The 25,299-nt window shown below is 62.5% G+C and carries 24 protein-coding genes; 12 read left to right on the top strand and 12 right to left on the bottom strand.

Annotation, left to right across the window (positions count from 1 at the left end):
- Window positions 1-71: 71 nt before the first annotated feature.
- The 3 genes from dgcA to CKW35_RS19200 form a co-directional block, all read right to left on the bottom strand.
- Entirely contained in the window at window positions 72-2,132 is a 2,061-nt protein-coding gene (dgcA, locus tag CKW35_RS19210) for a dimethylglycine demethylation protein DgcA (protein WP_016484521.1), read from the bottom strand.
- A gap of 15 nt (window positions 2,133-2,147) precedes the next feature.
- Entirely contained in the window at window positions 2,148-2,678 is a 531-nt protein-coding gene (locus CKW35_RS19205) for a DUF5943 domain-containing protein (protein ID WP_095116628.1), read from the bottom strand.
- Window positions 2,679-2,754: 76 nt separating this feature from the next.
- Window positions 2,755-3,732 carry a dipeptidase gene (locus CKW35_RS19200; protein ID WP_003255700.1) on the bottom strand — a complete coding sequence of 326 codons (978 nt, stop codon included), beginning with the start codon at window positions 3,730-3,732 and terminating at the stop codon, window positions 2,755-2,757.
- A gap of 283 nt (window positions 3,733-4,015) precedes the next feature.
- Between CKW35_RS19200 and CKW35_RS19195 the strand changes: the two genes are divergently transcribed.
- Entirely contained in the window at window positions 4,016-4,417 is a 402-nt protein-coding gene (locus CKW35_RS19195) for a lysozyme inhibitor LprI family protein (protein ID WP_060518030.1), read from the top strand.
- 161 nt (window positions 4,418-4,578) lie between these two features.
- On the opposite strand, the gene CKW35_RS19190 is transcribed toward CKW35_RS19195, so the two are convergent.
- A complete protein-coding gene (locus CKW35_RS19190; RefSeq protein ID WP_016484519.1) occupies window positions 4,579-5,523 on the bottom strand; it encodes a GlxA family transcriptional regulator in 945 nt (314 codons plus the stop codon).
- Between the two features lie 146 nt (window positions 5,524-5,669).
- On the opposite strand from CKW35_RS19190, the gene choX reads away from it, so the two are divergent.
- From choX to CKW35_RS19165, 5 genes are all read left to right on the top strand, one after another.
- Window positions 5,670-6,614 carry a choline ABC transporter substrate-binding protein gene (choX, locus tag CKW35_RS19185; protein WP_016484518.1) on the top strand — a complete coding sequence of 315 codons (945 nt, stop codon included), beginning with the start codon at window positions 5,670-5,672 and terminating at the stop codon, window positions 6,612-6,614.
- A gap of 123 nt (window positions 6,615-6,737) precedes the next feature.
- The gene (locus tag CKW35_RS19180) at window positions 6,738-7,622 is read left to right on the top strand and encodes a 3-keto-5-aminohexanoate cleavage protein (protein ID WP_016484517.1); all 885 of its coding nucleotides are present in this window, start codon (window positions 6,738-6,740) and stop codon (window positions 7,620-7,622) included.
- Between the two features lie 18 nt (window positions 7,623-7,640).
- Entirely contained in the window at window positions 7,641-8,606 is a 966-nt protein-coding gene (locus CKW35_RS19175) for an L-carnitine dehydrogenase (protein ID WP_016484516.1), read from the top strand.
- A gap of 10 nt (window positions 8,607-8,616) precedes the next feature.
- Window positions 8,617-9,087 (top strand): thioesterase family protein, encoded by a 471-nt coding sequence (locus CKW35_RS19170; RefSeq protein ID WP_016484515.1) that lies wholly within the window; start codon window positions 8,617-8,619, stop codon window positions 9,085-9,087.
- Window positions 9,088-9,357: 270 nt separating this feature from the next.
- Complete coding sequence (locus CKW35_RS19165; RefSeq protein WP_016484514.1) at window positions 9,358-9,615, top strand: hypothetical protein; 258 nt, start codon at window positions 9,358-9,360, stop codon at window positions 9,613-9,615.
- Between the two features lie 163 nt (window positions 9,616-9,778).
- On the opposite strand, the gene CKW35_RS19160 is transcribed toward CKW35_RS19165, so the two are convergent.
- Both CKW35_RS19160 and CKW35_RS19155 read right to left on the bottom strand, forming a co-directional pair.
- Window positions 9,779-10,885 carry a GlxA family transcriptional regulator gene (locus tag CKW35_RS19160; RefSeq protein ID WP_016484513.1) on the bottom strand — a complete coding sequence of 369 codons (1,107 nt, stop codon included), beginning with the start codon at window positions 10,883-10,885 and terminating at the stop codon, window positions 9,779-9,781.
- 493 nt (window positions 10,886-11,378) lie between these two features.
- Window positions 11,379-12,755 (bottom strand): L-serine ammonia-lyase, encoded by a 1,377-nt coding sequence (locus CKW35_RS19155; protein WP_016484512.1) that lies wholly within the window; start codon window positions 12,753-12,755, stop codon window positions 11,379-11,381.
- 453 nt (window positions 12,756-13,208) lie between these two features.
- Between CKW35_RS19155 and CKW35_RS19150 the strand changes: the two genes are divergently transcribed.
- From CKW35_RS19150 to choV, 3 genes are all read left to right on the top strand, one after another.
- The gene (locus tag CKW35_RS19150) at window positions 13,209-14,156 is read left to right on the top strand and encodes a choline ABC transporter substrate-binding protein (RefSeq protein ID WP_016484511.1); all 948 of its coding nucleotides are present in this window, start codon (window positions 13,209-13,211) and stop codon (window positions 14,154-14,156) included.
- 81 nt (window positions 14,157-14,237) lie between these two features.
- A complete protein-coding gene (gene choW / locus CKW35_RS19145) occupies window positions 14,238-15,086 on the top strand; it encodes a choline ABC transporter permease subunit (RefSeq protein WP_169725175.1) in 849 nt (282 codons plus the stop codon).
- Window positions 15,083-16,261 (top strand): choline ABC transporter ATP-binding protein, encoded by a 1,179-nt coding sequence (gene choV / locus CKW35_RS19140; protein WP_016484509.1) that lies wholly within the window; start codon window positions 15,083-15,085, stop codon window positions 16,259-16,261. The genes choW and choV overlap by 4 nt, the downstream gene beginning before the upstream one ends.
- 117 nt (window positions 16,262-16,378) lie before the next feature.
- Here choV and hisF read toward each other — a convergent pair whose 3' ends face one another.
- From hisF to CKW35_RS19110, 6 genes are all read right to left on the bottom strand, one after another.
- Window positions 16,379-17,149, bottom strand: a complete 771-nt coding sequence (gene hisF / locus CKW35_RS19135; protein WP_008091498.1) for an imidazole glycerol phosphate synthase subunit HisF — start codon at window positions 17,147-17,149, stop codon at window positions 16,379-16,381.
- A gap of 10 nt (window positions 17,150-17,159) precedes the next feature.
- The gene (gene hisA / locus CKW35_RS19130; protein ID WP_016484508.1) at window positions 17,160-17,897 is read right to left on the bottom strand and encodes a 1-(5-phosphoribosyl)-5-[(5-phosphoribosylamino)methylideneamino]imidazole-4-carboxamide isomerase; all 738 of its coding nucleotides are present in this window, start codon (window positions 17,895-17,897) and stop codon (window positions 17,160-17,162) included.
- A gap of 27 nt (window positions 17,898-17,924) precedes the next feature.
- Window positions 17,925-18,185 carry a DUF2164 domain-containing protein gene (locus CKW35_RS19125; RefSeq protein ID WP_023047079.1) on the bottom strand — a complete coding sequence of 87 codons (261 nt, stop codon included), beginning with the start codon at window positions 18,183-18,185 and terminating at the stop codon, window positions 17,925-17,927.
- The gene (gene hisH / locus CKW35_RS19120) at window positions 18,186-18,824 is read right to left on the bottom strand and encodes an imidazole glycerol phosphate synthase subunit HisH (RefSeq protein ID WP_016484506.1); all 639 of its coding nucleotides are present in this window, start codon (window positions 18,822-18,824) and stop codon (window positions 18,186-18,188) included.
- Complete coding sequence (gene hisB / locus CKW35_RS19115) at window positions 18,825-19,418, bottom strand: imidazoleglycerol-phosphate dehydratase HisB (protein ID WP_023532883.1); 594 nt, start codon at window positions 19,416-19,418, stop codon at window positions 18,825-18,827.
- Window positions 19,419-19,637: 219 nt separating this feature from the next.
- A complete protein-coding gene (locus CKW35_RS19110) occupies window positions 19,638-21,299 on the bottom strand; it encodes an OFA family MFS transporter (RefSeq protein ID WP_095116626.1) in 1,662 nt (553 codons plus the stop codon).
- Window positions 21,300-21,683: 384 nt separating this feature from the next.
- Between CKW35_RS19110 and CKW35_RS19105 the strand changes: the two genes are divergently transcribed.
- From CKW35_RS19105 to CKW35_RS19095, 3 genes are read left to right on the top strand one after another with little or no spacing between them, the layout of a single operon-like run.
- The gene (locus CKW35_RS19105; RefSeq protein ID WP_095116624.1) at window positions 21,684-23,930 is read left to right on the top strand and encodes an AsmA family protein; all 2,247 of its coding nucleotides are present in this window, start codon (window positions 21,684-21,686) and stop codon (window positions 23,928-23,930) included.
- Window positions 23,927-24,994, top strand: coding sequence for an A/G-specific adenine glycosylase (gene mutY, locus CKW35_RS19100; protein WP_016484502.1), 1,068 nt, complete (start codon window positions 23,927-23,929; stop codon window positions 24,992-24,994). The genes CKW35_RS19105 and mutY overlap by 4 nt, the downstream gene beginning before the upstream one ends.
- A complete protein-coding gene (locus CKW35_RS19095; protein ID WP_016484501.1) occupies window positions 24,991-25,263 on the top strand; it encodes an oxidative damage protection protein in 273 nt (90 codons plus the stop codon). The genes mutY and CKW35_RS19095 overlap by 4 nt, the downstream gene beginning before the upstream one ends.
- Window positions 25,264-25,299 lie beyond the last annotated feature (36 nt).

Here is a 25,299-nt window from a genome sequence, read left to right as displayed (position 1 = left end):
GTTGTTGGTGCTGACGCATTCGCGGGGCAAGCCCGCTCCCACAGGGGTCTACGGCGTTTAGGCGCGCGGGATCAGAAATCCTTGCACAGCCGCAAGGCGTCGTAGATCGCTGCATGCACGTTGCGCTGGGCCACGCAGTCGCCGATCCGATACAGCAGGTAGCCCTCGCCCGGCTGGCTGAGGATCGGCTGCGGCTTGATGGCGAACAGCGCCTCCACATCGATCTGGCCCTTGTTGCGCGAGCCGTCCTTCAGCGCGTAGTACAGTGCTTCATCAGGCCGCACGCCGTTCTCGATCACCACCTGGTCGACCACGCGTTCTTCCTTGGCGCCGGTGTATTCGTTCTCCAGCACCGCCACCAGCTTGTCGCCTTCGCGGTAGACCTTTTCCAGCATCATGTCGCCGGTCATGATCACTTCTTTCGGGTACATGCTGCGGTAGTAGGTCGGGAAGGTCGTGCCGCCCATGGCCACGCCCGGCTTGATGTCGTCGGTGACGATTTCAACCTGGCTGCCTTTGTCGGCAATGTAGTCTGCTGCCGACATGCCGGTGAATTCACAAATGGTGTCGTACACCAGCACGTTCTTGCCCGGCGCAACCTTGCCGTCGAGTACGTCCCAGCTGCTGACCACCAGCCCTTCGGCAGCGCCCCAGTGCTCGTTCTGCTCGACGAACGGATGGCCGCCCACCGCCAGCACGATGACATCCGGGCGCAGGTCCTGGATGGCGTCCACGCTGGCAGCGGTCCCCAGGCGCAGGTCCACTTTCAGGCGCGCCAGTTCCAGCTGGTACCAGCGGGTAATACCGGCGATCTGGTCACGCTGCGGTGCCTTGGCGGCAATGGTGATCTGCCCGCCGATCTGGTCTTTTTTCTCGAACAGGGTCACGTCGTGGCCACGTTCGGCGGCCACGCGGGCCGCTTCCATGCCGGCCGGGCCTGCGCCAACCACCACCACCTTGCGCTTGACGCCGGTGGTCTTCTCGATGATGTGCGGCACCCCCATGTATTCACGGGAGGTGGCGGCGTTCTGGATGCACAGTACATCCAGGCCCTGGTACTGGCGGTCGATGCAGTAGTTGGCGCCGACGCACTGTTTGATCTGGTCAATCTGGCCCATCTTGATCTTGGCGATCAGGTGCGGGTCAGCCATGTGAGCACGGGTCATGCCGACCATGTCCACGTAGCCGCCTTCAAGAATGCGCGTGGCCTGGTTCGGGTCCTTGATGTTCTGCGCGTGCAGTACCGGGACCTTGACCACTTCCTTGATGCCGGCCGCCAGGTGCAGGAACGGCTCTGGCGGGTAGCTCATGTTCGGGATGACGTTGGCCAGGGTGTTGTGGGTGTCGCAACCCGAGCCGACCACGCCAATGAAGTCGAGCATGCCGGTGCCGTCGTAATACGCGGCGATCTGTTTCATGTCCTCGTGGCTGAGGCCATCAGGGTGGAACTCGTCGCCACAGATACGCATGCCCACACAGAAGTCGTCACCCACTTCGGCGCGCACCGCTTTCAGTACTTCCAGGCCGAACTTCATGCGGCCTTCAAACGTGCCGCCCCATTCGTCGGTACGTTTGTTGACCCGCGGGCTCCAGAACTGGTCGATCATGTGCTGGTGCACGGCCGACAGTTCCACGCCGTCCAGGCCGCCCTCTTTGGCACGCCGCGCGGCCTGCGCGTAGTTGCCGATGACGCGCCAGATCTCTTCCACCTCGATGGTCTTGCAGGTGGCGCGGTGCACAGGTTCACGGATACCCGACGGCGACATCAGGGTCGGCCAGTTGAAGCCGTCCCAGCGCGAGCGACGGCCCATGTGGGTAATCTGGATCATGATCTTGGCGCCATGCTTGTGCATGGCGTCAGCCAGGTTCTGGAAGTGCGGGATGATACGGTCGGTGGACAGGTTGACCGACGCCCACCATTCCTGCGGGCTGTCGATGGCAACAACGGACGACCCGCCGCAGATCGCCAGGCCGATGCCGCCCTTGGCCTTCTCTTCGTAGTACTTCACATAGCGGTCGGTGGTCATGCCGCCGTCAGTGGCGTAAACCTCGGCGTGCGCGGTGCTGAGCACGCGGTTGCGGATGGTCAGTTTGCCGATCTGGATCGGCTGGAACATTGCTTCGAATGCCATGACGCTATCTCCGGCTTACAACGGCTTTGTAACGAACAGGCCATCTTCGCGGCCTTCTTCCGACCCGCCGTAGACCTGTTCGGCCACGGTGCGGATCGAGCTGCCGCGGGCAGCGAGAATCTGGTCCATTGCGCCGGCGAACCAGCCGGTGAACATGTAGTCGACCTTGCGGCCACACTTGCCGTACACGTACACGAACGCCGAGTGCTTGAGCTTGACGCTGCAGGTGCCTTTGTCCAGGTCGATGTCCTGGATCTCGAACAGGCCCCAGCCACGCTGGCTCAGGCGCTTCATGTAGTGCTCGAACACCGCTACGCCTTCAAGGCCATGGCACTCGGCTTCTTTTTCACACCAGTGCCAGGCGGACTTGTAGCCGGCCTTGTAGAGGATCTCGGCATAGGCGTCGGCGCCCAGCACTTCCTCGATGCCCATGTGGTTGTTGACGAAGAAGTGGCGCGGCACGTACAGCATCGGCAAGGCGTCGCTGGTCCAGACACCGGTTTCGCTGTCGACTTCGATTGGCAATTGCGGGGCGATCTTGGCCATGGAAACTCAACTCCATAAAATTTTTATGTGGGTGCCCCGGCGTTGCTGGCAGGGGCTTTCAGGCTTGGAGAGCGGCTTACTCGCCCCAGACGTCCTTGAGGACGTTGACCCAGTTCTCGCCCATGATCTTGCGCACCACACGCTCGGAATGGCCGCGCTTGAGCAAGGTTTCGGTGAGGTTGGGGAATTCGCCCACGGTGCGGATGCCCAGCGGGTTGATGATCTTGCCGAAGTTGGTGAGGCGGCGGGCGTAGCCCTTGTCGTGGGTCAGGTACTCGAAGAAGTCCTGGCCGTGGCCCTGGGTGAAGTCGGTACCGATACCGATGGCGTCTTCACCGACAATGTTCATGGTGTACTCAATGGCTTCGGCGTAGTCGTCGATGGTGGAGTCGATGCCTTTGGCCAGGAACGGCGCGAACATGGTCACGCCGACGAAGCCGCCGTGGTCGGCGATGAACTTCAGCTCTTCATCCGACTTGTTGCGCGGGTGCTCTTTCAGGCCCGATGGCAGGCAGTGCGAGTAGCACACCGGCTTTTTCGATTCGAGGATGACCTCTTCGGAAGTCTTGGAGCCGACGTGGGACAGGTCGCACATGATGCCGACGCGGTTCATTTCCGCGACGATCTCGCGGCCGAAGCCCGACAGCCCGCCGTCACGCTCGTAGCAGCCGGTGCCCACCAGGTTCTGGGTGTTGTAGCACATCTGCACGATGCCTACGCCCAGCTGCTTGAACACGTCAACGTAAGCGATCTGGTCTTCGAACGCATGGGCGTTCTGGAAGCCGAACAGGATGCCAGTCTTGCCCAGCTCCTTGGCCTTGCGGATGTCGGCGGTGGTGCGCACCGGCATCACCAGGTCGCTGTTGTCACGGATCAGCTTCTGGCTGGAGGCAATGTTGTCGACGGTAGCCTTGAACCCTTCCCAGACCGACACCGTGCAGTTGGCCGCAGTCAGCCCGCCTTTGCGCATGTCCTCGAACAGCTCGCGGTTCCATTTGGCAATGATCAGGCCGTCGATGACGATGCTGTCGGCGTGAAGTTCGGCTGGGCTCATCAGGCTGTCCCCTTTTATTGAATGGTTGGCGCCAAACCTTGTGCCGGCGCTTTGGGGCCAGCATATGCCTGTGCCCAATGACGCCCCGATGCAAAAACGACAGGGGGTTTGCCGAAAGCGTCAATGCGCGACAACACGCCCTCTGGCACGCCGTCTGGCGATGAGAGACAGTCTCGATAACGACCTTTCTGGCGGCTTTATGAACATTTGGACAGGTGGCTACCACAGCGCCGTCGTCTGAGCGAGAATCCTGCGATTCGTCAGCCTGTTGAGGAGAAAAGGGATGAAATCATTGGCATGGCTGGTATTGCTGGCCGTCGTATCGGGCGCCCACGCCGGCGAGGAAGAAAGCACCCCGTGCGACAACGTCGAGACCGACCAGCAGACCTACGCCTGCGCGGCGTTCAACAAGCAGACGGCAGAGCGGGAACTGAAGTCGGCTTACGATGACTTGATCCAGCGCATTCGCGATCAATATGCCGACGAAGGCGACCAGGCCACTGCCCTGATCGGGCGCATGGACGCGGCAGAGAAGCTGTGGATGCAACTGCGCGATGCTGATTGCAAGGTCGAGACCTATGCCGAAAAGGCGGGGAGCAAGGCATTCCAGGCGGCCTGGGATACCTGCGTGGCCCAGCGCAGTGATGACCGGTCGGAGTATTTGCAGTCCATTGGCCAGCAGTAAACCTGCACCGGCCTCTTCGCGGGACAAGCCCGCTCCCACAGGATCACCTCAGCCACTGAGGACTGCCATGGTCCTGTGGCCCAGGACTCAATAGAGCCTGAGAGATGTGGGGTCCCTGTGGGAGCGGGCTTGTCCCGCGAAGAGGCCAGCACTGACAAACATCAAACCGCCCTGGCCAACCTGTCCTCCCGCGGGCAACGATGATACCGGGCCCTATAACAGCGGGTAAAATACGAAGCCGACTCAAACCCACACGCCACGCCCACCTCCAGCACACTCATGTCGGTCTGGCGCAACAACTGCCTGGCCTTATCCAGCCGCAGTCGCAAATAGAAACCACTGGGCGTGTCGTCCAGGTGCACACGAAACAGCCGTTCCAGCTGCCGCCGGGTCACCTGCACCGCTTCTGCCAGCACCTGGGTATTGAGTGGCTGCTCGGTATTGCGCTCCATTTCGCCAATCACCTTCACCAGCTTCTTGTTGCTGATGCCATAGCGGCTGGCGATCTGCATGCGCTGATGGTCTTGTCGCTGGCGGATACGCCCGAGCACGAATTGCTCCGACACCTGCACCGCCAACTCGCTGCCATGGGCCTGTGCAATCAGGTCGAGCATCAGGTCAATGGACGCCGTACCGCCAGCGCAGGTGATACGCCGGCGGTCGATCTCGAACAACTCCTGGGTCGCCTGCAGGCTCGGGTAGTTCTCCTTGAACGCCTCCAGCGCCTCCCAGTGCACGGTGGCGCGGTGGCCGTCGAGCAGGCCGGACTCGGCCAGTACAACGGCGCCAGTATCGATACCGCCCAGGATCACCCCGTCGTGGTCCAGGCGGCGTAGCGCCTGCTGCAGGCCCGGCCCGTAACAGGCCAGGGGATCGAAACCGGCCACGATCAGCAAAATGCCCGCAGGCTCGCCCGCGGCCAACGCCGCATCGGCGTTCACCGACATGCCGTTGCTGGCCTGCACCGCCCCGCCATCCAGGCTCAGCACCTGCCAGCGGTACGACGGGCCCTTGAACCGGTTGGCTACCCGCAGCGGCTCCAGGGCACTGATGAAGCCCATGGCCGAGAACCCGGGCAACAGCAGAAAATGAATGGTTTGCAGCATTGCATGCTCCACGGCAAAGGTGGTCGCCTCCGTGCAAGTGTTGGTCGCCAGGGTGCGATTTTTCACCCTGCCAGCAGCGTAGCGTGTTCACACGGTCCAGAGAGACCGAACCCCATAACAATATGCACTGCCGATGGAGAGCCACCATGCACAGCTTGATCCGCCGCAGCCTGTTGACCCTTGCCCTGAGTAGCATCGCCACTTCCCCGCTTTACGCCGCAGAGCCCGCGGCCTGCAAGAACGTGCGCCTGGGCGTGGTCAACTGGACCGATGTCATCGCCACCAGCGCCATGGCCCAGGTGCTGCTTGATGGCCTGGGCTACCAGACCAAACAGACCAGCGCTTCGCAGCAGATCATTTTCGCCGGCATCCGCGACAAGCGCCTGGACATGTTCCTGGGTTACTGGAACCCGATCATGACCCAGACCATCACACCGTTCATCGATGCCCAGCAGGTAAAGGTACTGGAAAAGCCCAGCCTGGAAGATGCGCGGGCGACCCTGGCAGTGCCGAAGTACCTGTATGACAAAGGCCTGAAGACCTTCGCCGACATTCACAAGTTCGAGAAAGAGCTGGGCGGCAAGATTTATGGCATCGAGCCAGGCTCGGGCGCCAACACCCAGATCAAGGCCATGATCACCAAGAACCAGTTCGGCCTGGGCAAGTTCCAGCTGGTCGAGTCCAGCGAGGCCGGCATGCTCGCTGCCGTCGACCGCGCCGTGCGCCGCAAGGAGGCCGTGGTGTTCTTCGGCTGGGCGCCGCACCCGATGAACGTGAACATCGACATGGCCTACCTGGGTGACAGCCAGGATGCCTTGGGCCCTGACGAAGGCCGCGCCACGGTATGGACGGTAACTGCGCCGGACTACGCCGAACGCTGCCCCAACGCCCACCGCCTGCTGGCCAACCTGAACTTCAGCGCCGAGGACGAGAGCCGCATGATGCAGCCGCTGCTCGACCACAAGGACGCACTGGAATCGGCCCGCCAGTGGCTCAACGACCACCCCGACGACAAGGCCCGCTGGCTCGAAGGGGTCACCACCTTCGACGGCAAGCCTGCGGCCGAGAACCTCAAGCTCACCGCCAACTGATCCGGCCTCTTCGCGGGGCAAGCCCGCTCCCACAGGTACAGCGTAAAACTCAGGATCTCGCTGATCCTGTGGGAGCGGGCTCGCCCCGCGAAAGGGCCATCACAGACACTACAAGGAACCGCCATGAACCACGACGTCATCATCACCTGCGCCCTCACCGGCGCCGGTGACACCGCCTCGAAAAGCCACTTGGTCCCGGTCACCCCCAAGCAGATCGCCGAATCCGCCGTCGAAGCCGCCAAAGCCGGCGCCACCGTGGTCCACTGCCATGTCCGCGACCCGCAAACCGGCCGTTTCAGCCGCGACGTAAACCTTTACCGCGAAGTCATGGAACGCATCCGCGAGGCCGATGTGGACATCATCGTCAACCTCACCGCCGGCATGGGTGGCGACCTGGAAATCGGCCCAGGCGAAACGCCCCTGGAGTTCGGCCCGGGCACCGACCTGATCGGCCCGCTGGAGCGCCTGGCCCATGTCGAGGCCCTGTTGCCGGAAATCTGCACCCTCGACTGCGGCACGCTCAACTTCGGCGACGGCAATTCGATCTACGTCTCCACCCCGGCGCAACTGCGCGCCGGCGCCAAACGCATCACCGAACTGGGCGTGAAAGCTGAACTGGAAATTTTCGACACCGGCCACCTGTGGTTCGCCAAGCAGATGATCAAGGAAGGGCTGCTCGAAGACCCGCTGTTCCAGCTGTGCCTGGGCATTCCCTGGGGCGCACCGGCCGACACCACCACCATGAAGGCGATGGTCGACAACCTGCCCGCCAATGTCACCTGGGCTGGCTTCGGCATCGGACGCATGCAGATGCCGATGGCCGCGCAAGCTGTGTTACTCGGCGGCAATGTGCGGGTAGGCCTGGAAGACAACCTGTACCTGGACCGCGGGGTGCTGGCCAGCAACGGCCAGTTGGTCGAGCGGGCGGTGGAGATCATTTCGCGCCTCGGTGCCCGCGTGCTGACCCCGGCAGAAGGCCGGGAAAAGATGAACCTCAAACGCCGCTGATCACTTCAGGAGACTGATATGCCCTTCATCACCGAGATCAAGACCTTCGCCGCGCTGGGTAGCGGCGTAATCGGCAGCGGCTGGGTTGCCCGCGCCCTTGCCCACGGCCTGGACGTGGTCGCCTGGGACCCGGCGCCCGGTGCCGAGCAAGCACTGCGCAAGCGCATCGCCAACGCGTGGCCGGCGCTTGAAAAACAGGGCCTGGCCCAAGGTGCATCACAGGGTCGGCTGAAAGTCGTCAGCACCCTCGAAGAATGCGTACGCGACGCCGATTTCATCCAGGAAAGCGCACCCGAGCGGCTGGACCTCAAGCTCGACCTGCACGCAAAAATCAGCGCCGCCGCCAAGCCCGAGGCCATCATCGGTTCCAGCACTTCAGGCCTGCTGCCCAGCGAGTTCTACGAGTCGGCTACCCACCCCGAACGCTGCGTGGTCGGCCACCCGTTCAACCCGGTTTACCTGCTACCGTTGGTCGAAATCGTCGGCGGCAAGCGTACCGCGCCTGAAGCCATCGAGGCGGCAAAGACCATCTACACCGCGCTGGGCATGCGCCCGTTGCATGTACGCAAGGAAGTGCCCGGTTTCATTGCCGACCGCCTGCTCGAAGCGCTGTGGCGCGAGGCGCTGCACCTGGTCAACGATGGCGTGGCGACCACCGGTGAGATCGACGATGCCATCCGCTTTGGCGCAGGCCTGCGGTGGTCGTTCATGGGCACTTTCCTCACCTACACCCTGGCCGGTGGCGATGCCGGCATGCGCCACTTCATGTCGCAGTTCGGCCCGGCCCTCAAGCTGCCCTGGACGTACCTGCCGGCACCAGAGCTGACCGACAAGCTGATCGACGATGTGGTGGACGGCACCTCGGAGCAACTGGGCGAGCGCAGCATCGCCGCGCTGGAGCGCTATCGTGATGACACCCTGCTGGCGGTGCTGGAGGCTGTGAAGACCAGCAAGGCCACACACGGCATGGCCTTTGGCGATTGAGGAGTAAGCAATGCCCGCACTTGTGACCTACCGCACCCCAGTCCAGGAGGACTGGGTCGATTACAACGGGCATCTGCGCGATGCCTTCTACCTGCTGATTTTCAGCTACGCCACCGATGCGCTGATGGAGCGCATCGGCCTGGACGCCGACAGCCGTGGGCAAAGCGGAAATTCCCTGTTTACCCTGGAGGCGCACATCAACTACCTGCATGAGGTGAAGCTGGGGGCCGAGGTGTGGGTGCAGACGCAGATCATCGGGTTCGACCGCAAGCGCCTGCACGTCTACCACAGCCTGCACCGGGCCGGGTTCGACGAGGTGCTGGCTGCAAGTGAGCAGATGCTGTTGCATGTAGACCTGGCGGGGCCGAAGTCAGCACCTTTTAGTGAACAGAGTGCGCAATTGCTGCAAAACCTCGCAGATAGCCAGCGCGACTTGCCTGCTGCGCAATTCATCGGCCGCGTCCTGCAATTACCCCACTGAGCGCTCAAAAAAATAACCCCGGAAAGCCGTGAGCATCCGGGGTCAAGAGCGAGCAACATCCACTGTGCATGAGTGAGGGTGACCAAACCCTCGTGGACCGTGAATGACTGCAGTCTGCTGGCTTCCCGGAAGCGGCAATTAGCCGGGAACGACCTGTTCTTAGCCAAACCAGCCATTGCGACATTCAGCCCTTGCGGGCCTGTCGCTGCAGACACAGAATCGGTCGTAAATCACAGCAGCACTCTCTTCGCGATAAAAGGGACAACAGCCATGATGCATGCGGATTTGATTGATCAGGACGACCTGGCAGGCCACCTGCGCGCGCGCGGTTTCGACATCCCCGCCGGGGCCACTGCCGAGCAGGCCTGCGAGGCGGTGGTATGCGGGCTGACCGAGCCCAATGCGCGGGCACTGAAAGGGATGGTCGAGCAGATGTATACCGGCAGCGCGACGATTTTGCCGGCAGTGCGCCAGGCGATCGACAAGCAGTTGTTGCCGGCGTTGGCGGCGTTCAACAAACGCGCGTAACTCATTCATCCAGGACCGGCCCCTTCGCGGAACAAGCCCGCTCCCACAGGCTCAACGCCGGTTCACACTCAGCAGATGGCCTGTGGGAGCAGGCCACCGCTGGTTCAGCTTCAGCGGTCGACTCGTGGGGCCGGGCTTGCCCCGCATAAGAGTCGACTCGATATCAGAGCCTTACACTGGCAAAGGTCGACTCGTTGCGCGCCTGGCTCAGGGCCGCCATTGGCCCACTGTGCGGCGACAGGGTCATGGCCTGCGGAATCGGCATCATGGCCACCTGCTGCGCAGTGTTGGACCCCACGCGCTCGTCACGCGGCGGAATGCCGAAGTACTCGCGGTAGCACTTGGAGAAGTGCGGTGTGGACACAAAGCCGCACACCGACGCCACTTCGATGATCGACATCGGCGTCTGCTTGAGCAACTGCCGCGCACGAATCAGGCGCAGTTTCAGGTAGTAACGCGATGGCGAGCAGTGCAGGTACTTCTGGAACAGCCGCTCAAGCTGGCGACGCGACACCGACACGTACACCGCCAGTTCGTCGAGGTCGATCGGCTCTTCGAGGTTGGCCTCCATCAGCGCCACGATTTCCTGCAGCTTTGGCTGGTTGGTACCCAGCATGTGCTTGAGCGGCACGCGTTGGTGGTCCTGCTCGTTGCGGATGCGCTCGTACACGAACATCTCGGAAATGGCCGCCGACAGCTCGCGGCCATGGTCGCGGCTGATCAGGTGCAACATCATGTCCAGCGGTGCAGTGCCGCCAGAGCTGGTGAAGCGATTGCGGTCGAGGGTGAACAGCCGGGTGCTCATGTTCACCCGCGGGTAGGCCTCCTGCATGGCCGCCAGACACTCCCAGTGCACACTGCAATCGAAACCGTCGAGCAGCCCGGCACAGGCCAGGGCCCAGCTGCCAGTGCACACCGCGCCCAGGCGGCGCGACTGGCGGGCCTGGGCTTGCAGCCAGGTGACATGCTCACGGGTAACGGTGCGCTGGATACCTACCCCACCGCAGACGATCACGGTATCGATGGGCGGCGCGCTGTGCATGGCGGCATCCGGGGTGATCTGCAGGCCGTCGCTGGCCCAGACCTGGCCGCCGTCGACCGTCAGGGTGTGCCAGCGATACAGCTCGCGGCCGGACAGCTGGTTGGCCATACGCAGCGGCTCGACAGCCGATGCCAGGGAAATCAGGGTGAAATTGTCCAGTAGAAGAAACCCGATGGACTGGGGTGCTGTGCGGTTCTGGGTTGGGGTCCCGGAGGTGTACGACGTCATCGCGATTTCTCCTCACACAAATGCAGGGTGTGCCTCAGGCGGACACTGATTTCTTGTTATGACCCCTCGGTCATTTTCCGGGGGCATGTTTGCCAATATCAACGCAAAGGCCGTGCCTGAAATTGAACGGCTATCCAAAAAAACCTGAAAACGACACCTTCATCAGGCAAATCAGGGGCTTCGGCCGAGTTGGCAGACAGTCGCAAAACAGGCGTGCTAGGCGCCGTGCGTGTAACGGCTGAGCAATTCGGTGACACGTGCACTGCAAGTTGCCCAGAAACGACACTCTTGAGTGTCACCGACAATGCCCACACTGATAGCGACACCCGACGATCGGTAGGCGCCGGGCGCACCATAAGGAGGCATTGGTGGTTATGTTGCACCTGCATCAACCTTCAAAGGCCGCTTCGCGGGTGAACCCGCTCCCACAGGTACTGCACAATTCCTGTGGAAGCGGGTTCACCCGCGAAGTGGCCAGCAAACCTGGTAGTGATCAGCACTCGATAACGCTGACCGCCAGGCCACCGCGCGAGGTCTCTTTGTACTTGTCGTGCATGTCGGCCCCGGTGTCACGCATGGTACGGATCACCTGATCGAGGGAGATGAAGTGTTCGCCGTCACCGCGCAGCGCCATTTGCACCGCGTTGATGGCTTTTACCGCAGCAATCGCGTTGCGCTCGATGCACGGCACCTGCACCAAACCGCCGACCGGGTCGCAAGTCAGGCCGAGGTTGTGTTCCAAGGCGATTTCGGCCGCGTTCTCCAACTGTGGCGGGGTAGCGCCCAGCACTTCGGCAAGCCCTGCCGCCGCCATGGCGCAGGCTGAGCCGACTTCACCCTGGCAGCCCACTTCGGCACCGGAAATCGACGCGTTCTTCTTGCACAGGATGCCAACGGCAGCCGCAGCCAGGAAGTAATCGACAACGCTGCACTCGTTCACCTCATCGCTAAAGCGCATGTAGTAGTGCAGCACTGCCGGGATGATGCCAGCCGCGCCATTGGTAGGCGCGGTAACCATGCGGCCACCGGCGGCGTTCTCTTCGTTGACTGCCAGGGCGAACAGGTTGACCCACTCCATGGCACTCATCGTCGAGCCGATCACGTTGGGCTTGCCGATCTCCTGCAGGCTGCGGTGCAGCTTGGCGGCACGGCGGCGCACGTTCAGCCCGCCGGGCAGCGTACCCTCGGCTTTAAGCCCATTGTTGACGCATTCCTGCATGGCTTCCCAGAGCTTGTGCAGGCCGGCGCGGATCTCTTCCTCGCTGCGCCAGACCTTCTCGTTGGCCATCATCAATTGCGACACGCTGAGGTCGTTTTGCTTGCACAGGCGCAGCAGTTCGGCAGCGCTGTTGAAATCGTACGGCAACACCGTCTGGTCGGCATCCAGCACACCGCTGGCGGCCTGGGCGGCATCGACCACAAAGCCGCCCCCCACCGAGTAGTAAGTGTCGCGGTGCAACTCGCCCTGCTCGCCTTCGGCAACCAGGGTCATGGCGTTGGGGTGGTACGGCAGGTTTTCGTCCAGCAGCAGCATGTCGCGGGCCCAGATGAACTCGATGGGCAGGCGGCTATCCAGCTGCAGGGTGTTGGTTTCGCGCAGGTCGGCGATGCGCGGGACGATGCAGGTGGGATCAATGGCGTCAGGCCACTCGCCCATCAGGCCCATGATGGTGGCGTTGTCGGTGCCGTGACCGATGCCGGTGGCCGACAGCGAGCCATACAGGCGCACTTCGATCCGTTTTACACGGTCCAGCTCGCCGCGTTCGCGCAGGCCCTGAACGAACAGGGCGCCAGCACGCATGGGGCCGACGGTGTGGGAGCTGGAGGGCCCGACACCGATCTTGAACAGGTCGAACACGCTGATGGCCATTGTCGAATCACCTCTTGCTGGGCTTGTCTCTGCGCGCCATGCGCAGGGCGGGGCAGCTGCTAGGCTCAAACAGCGGGCCGCCTTGAATGCCAGCATCATCGGGCTTTTACCGCACCCCTCGCCGTCTGCAACCGACGTACTTTTGTCCAGCCGCGCCGCGCTGTTTTTGCTCAAGGAGCGGCCCTCACCACGCCGCTTTCCGGCGGCCAGGTGACGCAAAAATGCGGCCGAGGGGGTGGATAAACCTATAAGCGACATCGCCCTTACTGGATACGACCCGTTCCGTACTGGATACGACCCTACCAGTAGGCGATTGCCCGGCGCTGGAGGATTATCGAAAGCGACTCGTAAAGCACGGCCACGCATCCTGCCCTCTGCAGGCCTGGTCGACCGGACCCTCAGAAAGCCCGGCGACCCACGCGAACCCGAAGACAATACCTCAGGAGTCCATCCATGAAAGGTTCACCCTCGCTGTTGCTGGTTGCGTTGCTGTCCACGCCCTTGCTGGCCCAGGCCGCCGAACCCGAGCAGTGTCAGACGGTACGTTTCTCCGACGTCGGCTGGACCGACATCACAGTCACCACCGCGACCACCAGCGTTGTGCTCGAAGCCCTGGGTTACAAAACCCACACCACCATGATCTCGGTACCGGTGACCTACAAGTCGCTGGCCACCGGCAAGGACCTGGACGTGTTTCTCGGCAACTGGATGCCGACCATGGAGAACGACATCAAGCAGTACCGCGACGCCGGCACCGTGGAAACGGTGCGCGCCAACCTGGAAAACGCCAAGTACACCTTGGCCGTGCCCCAGGCGCTGTACGACAAGGGCCTGAAAGATTTCGCCGACATTCCCAAGTTCAAGAAGGAACTGGACAGCAAGATCTACGGCATCGAGCCCGGCAACGATGGCAACCGCACCATCCAGAGCATGATCGACAAGAACGCCTTCGGCCTGAAAGACGCCGGTTTCAAGATTGTGCAATCGAGCGAGGCCGGCATGCTGTCGCAGGTCGACCGCGCGCAGAAACGCGGCGAGGCGCTGGTATTCCTGGGCTGGGAACCGCACCCGATGAACACCCGTTTCAAGATGCAGTACCTCACCGGCGGGGACGACTTCTTCGGCCCCGATTTCGGCAAGGCAACCGTATTGACCAATACCCGCAAAGGCTACACGCAGGAATGCAGCAACGTTGGCCAACTGCTCAAGAACCTGTCGTTCGAGCTCAAGGATGAAAGCACCATGATGGGCTATGTCCTGGACGACAAGATGAAACCCGAAGCAGCCGCCAAGAAGTGGCTTAAAGACAACCCCGGCAAGCTGGACACCTGGCTTGCCGGCGTTACCACTGTTGATGGCAAACCCGGCCTTGAGGCGGCCAAGGCCAAGCTCGCGCAATAACGAACCACGCAGTAGCGCTACCTCGGGGCAGGACCGTGCCTGCCCCGGGTTGATTTCAATCTATGCAGGTGGAAGCTCGCTATCATGCTTATCGATCAGAAAATACCCCTGGGCCAGTACATCGCGTCGTTCGTCGAGTGGCTGACCCAGAACGGCGCGAATTACTTCGACGCCATCGCGCAAGGCCTGGAATTCATGATCCATGGGGTCACCAGTGCCCTGACCTGGTTCAACCCGTTCGTCCTCATCGCCCTGTTCGCCGGCCTGGCGCACCTGATCCAGCGCAAGTGGGGGCTGACCGCATTCGTTGCCCTTTCATTCCTGCTGATCTTCAACCTGGGTTACTGGCAGGAAACCATGGAAACCCTGGCGCAGGTGACCTTCGCCACGGTGGTATGTGTGGTGATCGGCGTGCCGCTGGGCATCCTTGCCGCTCACAAACCGATGTTCTATACCGCCATGCGCCCGGTGCTCGACCTGATGCAGACGGTGCCCACCTTCGTCTACCTGATCCCTACCCTGACCCTGTTCGGCCTGGGTGTGGTACCGGGGCTGATCTCTACCGTGGTGTTCGCCATCGCAGCGCCAATCCGCCTCACCTACCTGGGCATCTGTGACGTCCCGCAAGAGCTGATGGACGCCGGCAAGGCGTTTGGCTGCTCGCGGCGCCAACTGCTCACCCGTATCGAACTGCCGCATGCGATGCCAAGCATCGCCGCCGGCGTCACCCAGTGCATCATGCTGTCGTTGTCGATGGTGGTGATCGCCGCCCTGGTGGGCGCCGACGGCCTGGGCAAACCTGTGGTCAACGCACTGAACACCGCTGATATCTCCCTGGGCTTCGAAGCGGGCCTGGCGATCGTGCTGCTGGCAATCATGCTCGACCGTATCTGCAAGCAACCGGAACTGCCGGTAAGGGGTGAGGCATGAGCATCATTCGTTTCGAAGACGTCGACGTCATTTTCTCCAACAAGCCGCGTGAAGCACTGTCGCTGCTGGACCAGGGCAAGACCCGCGAACAGATCCTCAAGCAGACCGGCCTGGTGGTCGGCGTCGAAAAGGCCAACCTTGATATCAACAAGGGCGAGATCTGCGTGCTGATGGGCTTGTCCGGCTCGGGCAAATCGAGCCTGCTGCGCTGCATCAACGGCCTCAACACCGTCAGCCGCGGCAAGCTGTTTGTCGAGCACGAAGGCAAGCACATCGACATTGCCCACTGCAGCCCGGCCGAGCTGAAAATGATGCGCACCAAGCGCATTGCCATGGTGTTCCAGAAGTTCGCCCTGATGCCCTGGCTGACGGTGCGCGAGAACATCAGCTTTGGCCTGGAAATGCAGGGCCGCCCTGAAAAGGAACGGCGCAAGCTGGTCGACGAGAAGCTTGAGCTGGTGGGCCTGACCCAGTGGCGCAACAAAAAGCCGGACGAGCTGTCTGGCGGCATGCAGCAACGCGTGGGCCTGGCCCGGGCGCTGGCGATGGATGCCGACATTCTGCTGATGGACGAACCGTTCTCGGCCCTCGACCCGCTGATCCGCCAGGGCCTGCAAGACGAACTGCTGGGCCTGCAGGCCAAGCTCAGCAAGACCATCGTGTTCGTCAGCCACGACCTGGACGAGGCACTGAAGCTGGGTACCCGCATTGCAATCATGAAGGACGGGCGGATCATCCAGTACAGCAAGCCAGAGGAGATCGTGCTCAACCCGGCCGACGAGTACGTGCGTACCTTCGTCGCCCACACCAACCCGCTGAACGTGCTGTGCGGCCGCAGCCTGATGCGTAGCCTGGACAACTGCAAGCGGGTCAATGGCTCGGTATGCCTGGACCCAGGTATCGATTCATGGCTGGACCTGGGCGAAGGTGGCGCGCTCAAGCGTGCACGCCAGGGCCAGAACGGGCTGGACATGCAGAACTGGGCACCAGGGCAGGATGTGGAGCTGCTGCAGCGCAGGCCGACCGTGGTGCACGCCGACATCGGCATGCGCGAGGCGCTGCAGATTCGTTATCAAACCGGCAACAAGCTGGTGCTGCAGGATAACGACAGGGTGGTGGGGATTCTTGGGGATACCGAGCTGTATCACGCGTTGCTCGGCAAGAACCACGGTTGAGGCAATTGGGGCCGCGTTGCGGCCCTTCGCGTGCACGCCCGCTCCCACAGGTTTGGAGAGATCCCTGTGGGAGCGGGCGTGCCCGCGAAGGGCTGCAAAGCAGCCCCAATCAATGGATCAGCGAACGACGATCCCGCGCGAAGCCATGTAGGCCTTGGCCTCCGGCACCGTGTACTCGCCAAAGTGGAAGATACTGGCCGCCAGCACCGCGCTGGCATGCCCTTCCAGAATGCCGTCAGCCAGGTGCTGCAGGTTACCCACACCACCCGAAGCAATGACCGGAATGCCCAGCGCATCACTGATGGCGCGGGTAACACCCAGGTCGAAGCCGTTCTTCATCCCGTCCTGGTCCATGCTGGTCAGCAGGATCTCGCCTGCACCCAGGCCTTCCATCTTCTTCGCCCATTCGACCGCATCCAGCCCGGTCGGCTTGCGCCCACCGTGGGTGAAGATTTCCCAGCGCGGCGTTTCACCTGGCCCGGACACCTTCTTGGCATCGATGGCGACAACGATGCACTGCGAACCGAAACGGTCCGCTGCCTCGCCCACAAACTCCGGGTTGAACACCGCAGCCGTGTTGATCGAAACCTTGTCGGCACCGGCATTGAGCAGGTTGCGGATGTCCTGCACGGTACGCACGCCACCACCCACGGTCAGCGGGATGAACACCTGGCTGGCCATGCGCTCGACGGTATGCAAAGTGGTATCGCGGCCATCGACGCTGGCGGTGATGTCGAGGAAGGTGATTTCGTCGGCACCCTGCTCGTTGTAGCGACGGGCAATTTCCACCGGGTCGCCGGCATCACGGATGTTCTCGAACTTGACGCCCTTGACCACCCGGCCGTTGTCCACGTCCAGGCAAGGGATGATGCGCTTGGCCAGTGCCATGGTTCAGTCCTCAGCCTTGGTAGTTGTCGCAGAAGGCCTGGGCCTCGGCGACATCGAGGGTGCCTTCGTAGATGGCACGGCCGGTGATGGCGCCGATGATGCCGGGTGCCTTGGCGTCCAGCAGGGCCTTGATGTCGCCCAGGTTGTGGATGCCGCCCGAGGCGATCACCGGAATACGGGTGGCTTCAGCCAGTGCCTTGGTGAAAGGCACGTTGCAGCCCTGCATCATGCCGTCCTTGGCGATGTCGGTGTAGACGATCGCCGAGACGCCATCGGCCTCGAAACGCTTGGCCAGGTCGATGACCTGCACGGTGCTGACTTCGGCCCAGCCGTCGGTGGCGACGAAGCCGTCCTTGGCATCCAGGCCAACGATGACCTTGCCTGGGAAGGCCTTGCACGCTTCGGCCACGAACTCCGGCTGCTTCACCGCCTTGGTGCCGATGATCACGTAGCTGACGCCAGCCTTGACGTAGTGCTCGATGGTTTCCAGCGAGCGGATGCCACCGCCGATCTGGATCGGCAGGGTTGGGTAGCGCTTGGCGATGGCAGTCACCACTTCGCCGTTGACTGGCTGGCCTTCGAAGGCGCCATTGAGGTCGACCAGGTGCAGGCGGCGGCAGCCACCCTCGACCCACTTGGCGGCCATGCTCACCGGGTCGTCGGAAAAGACCGTGGAGTCTTCCATGCGGCCTTGGCGCAGGCGCACGCAGGCACCGTCCTTCAGATCGATAGCGGGGATAATCAGCATCTTGGGAACCTGTCTGTTCTTAGGGTTTCAGGGCTTTTCGAGCGCCCACAGATCGCTTTCGATGCTTTCGAACCGCTCCTTGAGGTGCAGTTGAACATCGGCAATCGCCCTGTTGTAGTAAAGGGGTGCAATTTCTTTGCTGAACAGCTCAAGCACCTCGGCCACCTCGAACGACCCCAGCTCCAGCTCGAAACGGTCTTCGAGAAAGCGCTTGAGCGTGTCGAGCGCATCGCGCTCCTGCTCGGGGGCCAACGTCATGACCGAGGCCTTGGCTTTCGACCTGCTCATTTACCAGCGCCCGTCCCAGGCGACGAAGTTCTGCAGCAACTGCAGGCCATGGGTATGGCTCTTCTCCGGGTGGAACTGCACGGCAAAGCGCGAGCCATCAGCCAGCGCAGCGGCGAAGTCGACACCGTAGTGGCCGCGGCCGACAACCTGACCCGGCTTGCCGGCATTGATGTAGTAGCTGTGTACGAAATAGAAACGTGCGCGATCAGGGATGTCGTGCCACAGCGGGTGGTCGATGGTCTGGCTGACTTCGTTCCAGCCCATGTGCGGCACCTTCAGGTGCTCACCGTCTTCTTGCAGGTCTTTGCCGAAGAAGCGCACCTGGCCGGGGAACAGGCCAATGCAGTCGACGCCGGTGTTTTCCTCGCTGTGTTCGAGCAGCGCCTGCATGCCTACGCAGATGCCGAGGAACGGGCGGTCCTGGCTGACTTCGCGCACCAGGCTATCGAAGCCCAGGCGACGGATTTCGGCCATGCAGTCGCGAATCGCGCCCACACCCGGGAACACCACACGGTCGGCCTCGCGAATGACCGCGGCATCACTGGTGACCAGCACTTTACCGGCACCTACGTGCTCAAGCGCCTTGGCTACCGAGTGCAGGTTGCCCATGCCATAGTCGATTACGGCTACCGTCTGCATTTACAGGCACCCTTTGGTCGACGGCATCTGCCCGGCCATGCGCTCATCGAGGGTGACAGCCATGCGCAGCGCGCGGCCGAATGCCTTGAACACCGTTTCGATCTGGTGGTGAGTGTTGTGGCCACGCAGGTTGTCGATGTGCAGGGTTACCAGCGCGTGGTTGACGAAGCCTTGGAAGAACTCCTGGAACAGGTCGACATCAAAGCCGCCAACGCTGGCACGGGTATACGGCACATGCATCTGCAGGCCTGGGCGGCCGGAGAAGTCGATGACCACGCGCGACAGCGCTTCGTCCAGCGGCACGTAGGCGTGCCCGTAACGGAAGATACCCTTCTTGTCACCGATGGCCTGGGCAAATGCCATGCCCAGGGTAATACCGACGTCCTCGACGGTATGGTGATCGTCGATATGCAGGTCACCCTTGCACTCGATATCCAGATCGATCAGCCCATGGCGGGCGATCTGGTCCAGCATGTGTTCAAGGAAAGGCACACCGATATCGAATCGGGCCTTGCCGCTGCCATCGAGGTTGATCGAGCACTTGACCTGGGTTTCCAGGGTATTGCGCTCGACGGAAGCCTTACGTTCGACCATCACCAGCTCCGCAAAATCATTGGGCGAAAAGGGCTCCATTATAGGCCCAGAACGCGCCAGCTTGAAACGCGGATGACATATGGCAAAGCAAGCAATTACGGGGGCGGGATGCCGCTACAGGTCTATACAACCGGGTAATCGCGGCATGTGCTCTCTGTGGGAGCGGCCTTGTGCCGCGAATGGGGCGCAAAGCGCCCCTTGAGCCTGCCCAGCATTACATCAATGGAACAGCACCGCAGTCTTCTGCAAGGTAACCCACACCCCCCAGGCCAGCGGCACGACCACCACCGCCCAGGCCAGCAGCACCAGCGCCAGGCTCCCCGGCGCCGCCTTCCACTCCAGCGACCGCGCCCCATCGGCGCCCTTGTCATGGCTCAGCGCGCGTTCGGCCGCCAGTTCGGCGTCGCTCATAAAGTGCTTGTCGGCCACCGGGCGCACCAGCATGTTGCAGATAAAGCCCAGCACCAGCAGGCCAGCGAGTATGTACAAGGTCATGTCGTAAGCCGCTGCCCGCTCCACCCCCGCGGCCAACTGAGACTCGCGCAGGTAAGTGATCAACACCGGCCCCAGCACGCCCGCCGCAGCCCAGGCAGTCAGCAGGCGGCCATGAATGGCGCCGACCATCTGTGTGCCGAACAGGTCCGCCAGGTACGCGGGCACGGTCGCGAAACCGCCGCCATACATCGACAGGATGATGCAGAACGCGGCCACGAACAGCGCCACGTTACCCAGGTGCCCCATGTTCGGCACCAGGCTGTAAAGGCCAACACCCAAGGCAAAGAAGGCGAAGTAGGTGTTCTTGCGGCCGATGTAGTCGGAGAACGACGCCCAGAAGAACCGCCCGCCAATGTTGAACAGGCTCAGCAGGCCGGTGAAGCCGGCGGCGATCGCGGCAATTTGGGCCAGCTGGGCCGCATTCAGCTGGCTGAAGGTCAGTTCGTTGCCCAATAATTTGCCGGCGAATACTTCCTGCAGCAGGGGCGACGCCATGCCCAGAATGCCGATGCCCGCCGACACGTTCAGGCACAGCACCAGCCAGATCAGTGCGAACTGCGGGGTTTTCCAGGCGACGCTGACGTGTACATGGCGGTCGGTCACCATGGTGTTACCGGCTTTTTTCGCCGGGGCGGTCCAGCCTTCGGGCTTCCAGCCGGTCGGCGGCACGCGGTAAGCCAGCGCGCCGGCAGTCATGAACACGAAGTAGATTGCCGCCATGGCGACGAAGCTTTGCCATACGCCCACTTCGTGCTCGTTGCCAAAATGCCCCATCAGCGCGGTGGCCAGCGGTGCACCCACCATGGCCCCGCCACCGAAGCCCATGATCGCCATGCCGGTGGCCATGCCGCGCTTGTCCGGGAACCACTTGATCAGCGTGGACACAGGGGAGATATAGCCCAGCCCCAGGCCGATACCGCCGATTACCCCGGAGCCCAGCCACATCAGCCACAGTTGGTGGGTTTTTACACCAATGGCCGAGATCAGCATGCCGCCGCACCAGCACAGTGCCGACACCAGGCCGGCCTTGCGCGGCCCGGCGTGCTCCAGCCAACCGCCCAATACTGCCGCCGAGCAACCGAGGAAGACAAAGAACAGGGTGTAGATCCAGCTCAGCATCGAGATCGGCCAGTCGCATTCGGCGCTGAACATCCGGGCCATGAAGCTCATGTCTGCCGCACAGGCAATGGGGGCGGTAATACCAAGGGCTTGCGACAAAGGCAGCCAGAACACCGAAAAGCCGTAGGCCATACCAATGCACAGGTGGATGGCCAGGGCAGCCGGGGGAACCAGCCAGCGGTTGAAGCCCGGGCGGGCGATGATGCGCTCCTTCGACAGGAAGCCTGGCACACTGGCCGAGGCCCCCGCCGCGACGGTACTGGTCATGGATCTGATCCTTCTTATGGTGGGTGCTCGCAAAGCGGCGCAAGATTAGCAGAGCCAAGTGGCGTGAAAGCAATCTGATATCGTGATTTTTTGCTCGGCTGAAACGGTCATGTCCGCTGCACCGGCCCTATCGCCGGCAAGCCAGCTCCCACAGGGATCTCACCGTCTTCCAGGCCGGTGCCATACCTGTGGGAGCTGGCTTGCCGGCGATAGGGCCGGTACAGGCGATACATACGGAACTGACAAAATCCTGCCTGTCGAAAGCCGTACCATCTGCTGCAACCGTAGGAAATGGCCTGTATCTCTAGTCGTATAAGCAGGCACAACCACTGCGGCGTTATACTCTGCCGCCTGAATTCACTAACGGACTACAAGGACTCGCCCATGAAAGCGTTCGGCAAAATCCTGGGGCTGGGGCTTCTCGGGTTGCTGCTGATCATCGTGGCGCTGGGCTTCGCCCTGACCCACCTCTTTGATCCCAACGACTACAAAGACGAGATTCGCCAGCTGGCACGGGACAAGGCTCACGTCGAGCTGACCCTCAACGGCGACATCGGCTGGAGCCTGTTCCCGTGGCTGGGCCTGGAGTTGCACGACGCAAGCATCGCCACGCTGGCCAAACCCAAGGAGCCGTTCGCCGACCTGCAGATGCTCGGCCTTTCCGTGCGCGTGCTGCCGTTGCTGCGCCGCGAAGTGCAGATGAGCGACGTGCGCGTCGAAGGCCTGAACCTGACCCTGGCGCGCGACGAGCAGGGCCATGGCAACTGGGAAGACATCGGCAAACCGCTGCCTGCGCAGAACGGTGCAAACGCCGAGGCACCTGCCCAGGCATCTGCCGAGCAGAAGCCTGCGACAGCCGACAGCAACGACCGCGCCGTCAAGCTGGACATCGACAGCCTGACCGTGAACAACGCCCGCGTGCAATACACCGATGCCAAGACCGGCCAGAGCTACAGCGCCGAGAGCATCCAGTTGAGCACTGGCCCGGTTCATGAAGGTGCGAACATTCCACTCAAGGCCAGTGCCTTCCTCAGCGCCAGTCAGCCGAACATCAAGGCCCGCACCGAGCTGGCCGGCGAACTGCGCTTCGACCGCAAGCTCAAGCGCTACAACTTCGAAGACATGCGCCTGTCGGGCGAAACCTCGGGTGAGCCAACCGGCGGCAAAACCGTGACCTTCGCCGCCCAGGGCCAGCTGCTGGTCGACCTGGCCGCCAATGTCGCCTCGTGGAGCGGCCTGAAAGTCTCGGCCAACCAGCTGCGCGCCCTGGGCGAGCTGAACGTGCGTGACCTGGACAAGGCCCCACAGCTAAGCGGTGGCCTGTCCATCGCCCAGTTCAACCTGCGCACGTTCCTCGACAGCATTGGCCGCCCACTGCCGGCCACCAACGACCCGGCAGCCTTCGCCAAACTGGAGCTGGTCACCCGCCTGCAAGGCACAGCAAACAGCCTGGCCCTGGAAGACCTGGCCGTGAAGCTGGACGACAGCACCTTCAGTGGGCGTGTGGCCGTGGAAGACTTCGCCAAGCAGGCCATGCGCCTGCAGCTCAAGGGCGATACCTTCGACGCTGACCGCTACCTGCCAGCCAAGAGCGAAGAAGCCAAGGGCGCCACTGCCGCGCGCCAGGCCGAGGTCAAGCAGCAAGAAGCCAGCGCCGTGGCCGGTGCCGGCACCACACCGCTGCCCAACGCCCCGACTCAAGTAGCGTGGAGCGACGACAAGCTGCTGCCGGTCGACCGCCTGCGCGCCCTCGACCTGCAAGCCGACCTGGCCTTTGGCTCGCTGACCCTGGACAAGCTGCCGATCAAAGACGCCCAGCTCAAGGCCATCGGCCAGGGCGGCCTGCTGACCCTGCAAACCCTGCGTGGCGAGCTGTACAACGGCACCTTCGAAGCCAAAGGCACAGTCGATGTGCGCCCTGCCGTACCGCAACTGGGTGTGAACACCAACATCCAGCGCGTGCCGGTACAGCACTTCATCAAGGCCGAAGGCAAGGACCAGGTTCCACCGGTCAAAGGCCTGCTGACCCTGACCAGCGACCTGACCGCCACCGGCAACAGCCAGAAAGCCCTGGTCGACACCCTCAACGGCAGTGCCAACTTCACCATCAATGATGGTGTGCTGGTCAACGCCAACCTGGAACAGCAGCTGTGCCAGGCCATCGCCACGCTCAACCGCAAGACCCTGAGCGGCGAGCCACGCGGCAAAGACACCCCGTTCCAGGAACTGCGCGGCAGCCTGGTGGTGCGCAACGGCGTTGCCAGCAACCCGGACCTCAAGGCGCGAATTCCGGGCCTGACCGTCAACGGCCATGGCGACCTCGACCTGCGTGTGCTGGGCATGGACTACAACGTCGGTGTGATTGTCGAAGGCGATCAGCGCGCCATGCCGGACCCGGCCTGCCAGGTCAACGAACGCTACGTGGGCGTTGAAGTGCCCCTGCGCTGCCGTGGCCCGCTGGAGCTAGGCGCCAAGGCCTGCCGCCTGGACCAGGGCGGCATGGGCAAGGTTGCCGCCAAGCTGGCCGGCAACCGCCTCAAAGACAAGATTGATGAAAAGCTCGAAGAGAAACTTGGAGACAAAGTGAGCCCGGAATTAAAAGACGCACTCAAGGGGCTGTTCAAGCGATGAGCCCCGAGCAGTTCTCCAGCGCTGTGCTGGACTGGTACGACGAGCACGGCCGGCACGACCTGCCCTGGCAACAGGGCATCACCCCGTACCGGGTGTGGGTGTCGGAAATCATGCTGCAGCAGACCCAGGTCAGCACCGTGCTCAACTACTTCGACCGGTTCATGCAGGCCCTGCCGACCGTGCAGGCCCTGGCCGAAGCGCCGGAGGACGAAGTGCTGCACCTGTGGACGGGGCTGGGCTACTACACCCGCGCACGCAACCTGCAAAAAGCGGCAAAGATCGTGGTCGAGCAACATGGCGGCGAATTCCCGCGCAGTGTCGAGCAGCTCACCGAGCTGCCCGGCATCGGCCGCTCCACCGCCGGCGCCATCGCCAGCATCAGCATGGGCATTCGCGCGCCGATCCTGGACGGTAACGTCAAGCGTGTGCTGGCGCGCTACACCGCCCAGGCCGGCTACCCAGGCGAGCCCAAGGTAGCCAACCAGCTGTGGGCCACGGCCGAGCGTTTTACCCCGCTGCAACGCGCCAATCACTATACCCAGGCCATGATGGACATGGGCGCCACGCTGTGTACCCGCAGCAAGCCCAGTTGCCTGATCTGCCCATTGCAGCGCGGCTGCGAGGCACACCTGCACGGCGAAGAAACCCGCTACCCAGAGCCCAAACCGCGCAAGGCGCTGCCGCAACGGCGCACGCTGATGCCACTGCTGGCCAACCACGAAGGCGCCATCCTGCTTTATCGCCGCCCCTCCAGCGGGCTTTGGGGTGGTTTGTGGAGCCTGCCGGAGCTGGACGACCTCGCACAGCTTGACGACCTGGCCTATCAGCACGGCTTGCGCCTGGCAGGCAGCCAGGCCATGGAAGGCCTGACCCATACCTTCAGCCACTTCCAGCTGGCAATCGAGCCCTGGCTGGTGCACGTCGACTTGGTCGGCGAGCACGTGGCCGAGGCCGACTGGCTCTGGTATAACCTCGCCACCCCGCCGCGCCTGGGCCTTGCCGCCCCGGTGAAAAAACTGCTTGAACGCGCGGCCGACGAACTGATTGCAGGAGACGCCCGATGACACGCACCGTGATGTGCCGCAAATACAAAGAAGAACTGCCAGGCCTGGAGCGCCCGCCCTACCCCGGCGCCAAGGGCCAGGACATCTTCGAACACATCTCGCAGCAAGCCTGGGCCGACTGGCAGAAGCACCAGACCATGCTGATCAACGAAAAACGCCTGAACATGATGAATGCCGAGGACCGCAAATTCCTCCAGGCAGAGATGGACAAGTTTTTCGCCGGCGAAGAATACGCACAGGCGGAAGGCTACGTTCCACCGGCCGAATGACCCCAAAAATCGTAAGCGACGGAATTAATTTAAAAT

It is taken from the genome of Pseudomonas sp. Irchel 3F3 (genome assembly GCF_900187545.1).
Classification (GTDB): Bacteria; Pseudomonadota; Gammaproteobacteria; order Pseudomonadales; family Pseudomonadaceae; genus Aquipseudomonas; species Aquipseudomonas fortuita.
This window is presented reverse-complemented; position numbering and strand designations above follow the sequence as displayed.

What these genes read in the sequence shown, in the direction of transcription:
- dgcA (WP_016484521.1), bottom strand. Translation starts at nt 2,132, where the DNA reads ATGGCATTCGAAGCAATGTTCCAGCCGATCCAGATCGGCAAACTGACC.
- CKW35_RS19205 (WP_095116628.1), bottom strand. Translation starts at nt 2,678, where the DNA reads ATGGCCAAGATCGCCCCGCAATTGCCAATCGAAGTCGACAGCGAAACC.
- CKW35_RS19200 (WP_003255700.1), bottom strand. Translation starts at nt 3,732, where the DNA reads ATGAGCCCAGCCGAACTTCACGCCGACAGCATCGTCATCGACGGCCTG.
- CKW35_RS19195 (WP_060518030.1), top strand. Translation starts at nt 4,016, where the DNA reads ATGAAATCATTGGCATGGCTGGTATTGCTGGCCGTCGTATCGGGCGCC.
- CKW35_RS19190 (WP_016484519.1), bottom strand. Translation starts at nt 5,523, where the DNA reads ATGCTGCAAACCATTCATTTTCTGCTGTTGCCCGGGTTCTCGGCCATG.
- choX (WP_016484518.1), top strand. Translation starts at nt 5,670, where the DNA reads ATGCACAGCTTGATCCGCCGCAGCCTGTTGACCCTTGCCCTGAGTAGC.
- CKW35_RS19180 (WP_016484517.1), top strand. Translation starts at nt 6,738, where the DNA reads ATGAACCACGACGTCATCATCACCTGCGCCCTCACCGGCGCCGGTGAC.
- CKW35_RS19175 (WP_016484516.1), top strand. Translation starts at nt 7,641, where the DNA reads ATGCCCTTCATCACCGAGATCAAGACCTTCGCCGCGCTGGGTAGCGGC.
- CKW35_RS19170 (WP_016484515.1), top strand. Translation starts at nt 8,617, where the DNA reads ATGCCCGCACTTGTGACCTACCGCACCCCAGTCCAGGAGGACTGGGTC.
- CKW35_RS19165 (WP_016484514.1), top strand. Translation starts at nt 9,358, where the DNA reads ATGATGCATGCGGATTTGATTGATCAGGACGACCTGGCAGGCCACCTG.
- CKW35_RS19160 (WP_016484513.1), bottom strand. Translation starts at nt 10,885, where the DNA reads ATGACGTCGTACACCTCCGGGACCCCAACCCAGAACCGCACAGCACCC.
- CKW35_RS19155 (WP_016484512.1), bottom strand. Translation starts at nt 12,755, where the DNA reads ATGGCCATCAGCGTGTTCGACCTGTTCAAGATCGGTGTCGGGCCCTCC.
- CKW35_RS19150 (WP_016484511.1), top strand. Translation starts at nt 13,209, where the DNA reads ATGAAAGGTTCACCCTCGCTGTTGCTGGTTGCGTTGCTGTCCACGCCC.
- choV (WP_016484509.1), top strand. Translation starts at nt 15,083, where the DNA reads ATGAGCATCATTCGTTTCGAAGACGTCGACGTCATTTTCTCCAACAAG.
- hisF (WP_008091498.1), bottom strand. Translation starts at nt 17,149, where the DNA reads ATGGCACTGGCCAAGCGCATCATCCCTTGCCTGGACGTGGACAACGGC.
- hisA (WP_016484508.1), bottom strand. Translation starts at nt 17,897, where the DNA reads ATGCTGATTATCCCCGCTATCGATCTGAAGGACGGTGCCTGCGTGCGC.
- CKW35_RS19125 (WP_023047079.1), bottom strand. Translation starts at nt 18,185, where the DNA reads ATGAGCAGGTCGAAAGCCAAGGCCTCGGTCATGACGTTGGCCCCCGAG.
- hisH (WP_016484506.1), bottom strand. Translation starts at nt 18,824, where the DNA reads ATGCAGACGGTAGCCGTAATCGACTATGGCATGGGCAACCTGCACTCG.
- hisB (WP_023532883.1), bottom strand. Translation starts at nt 19,418, where the DNA reads ATGGTCGAACGTAAGGCTTCCGTCGAGCGCAATACCCTGGAAACCCAG.
- CKW35_RS19110 (WP_095116626.1), bottom strand. Translation starts at nt 21,299, where the DNA reads ATGACCAGTACCGTCGCGGCGGGGGCCTCGGCCAGTGTGCCAGGCTTC.
- CKW35_RS19105 (WP_095116624.1), top strand. Translation starts at nt 21,684, where the DNA reads ATGAAAGCGTTCGGCAAAATCCTGGGGCTGGGGCTTCTCGGGTTGCTG.
- mutY (WP_016484502.1), top strand. Translation starts at nt 23,927, where the DNA reads ATGAGCCCCGAGCAGTTCTCCAGCGCTGTGCTGGACTGGTACGACGAG.
- CKW35_RS19095 (WP_016484501.1), top strand. Translation starts at nt 24,991, where the DNA reads ATGACACGCACCGTGATGTGCCGCAAATACAAAGAAGAACTGCCAGGC.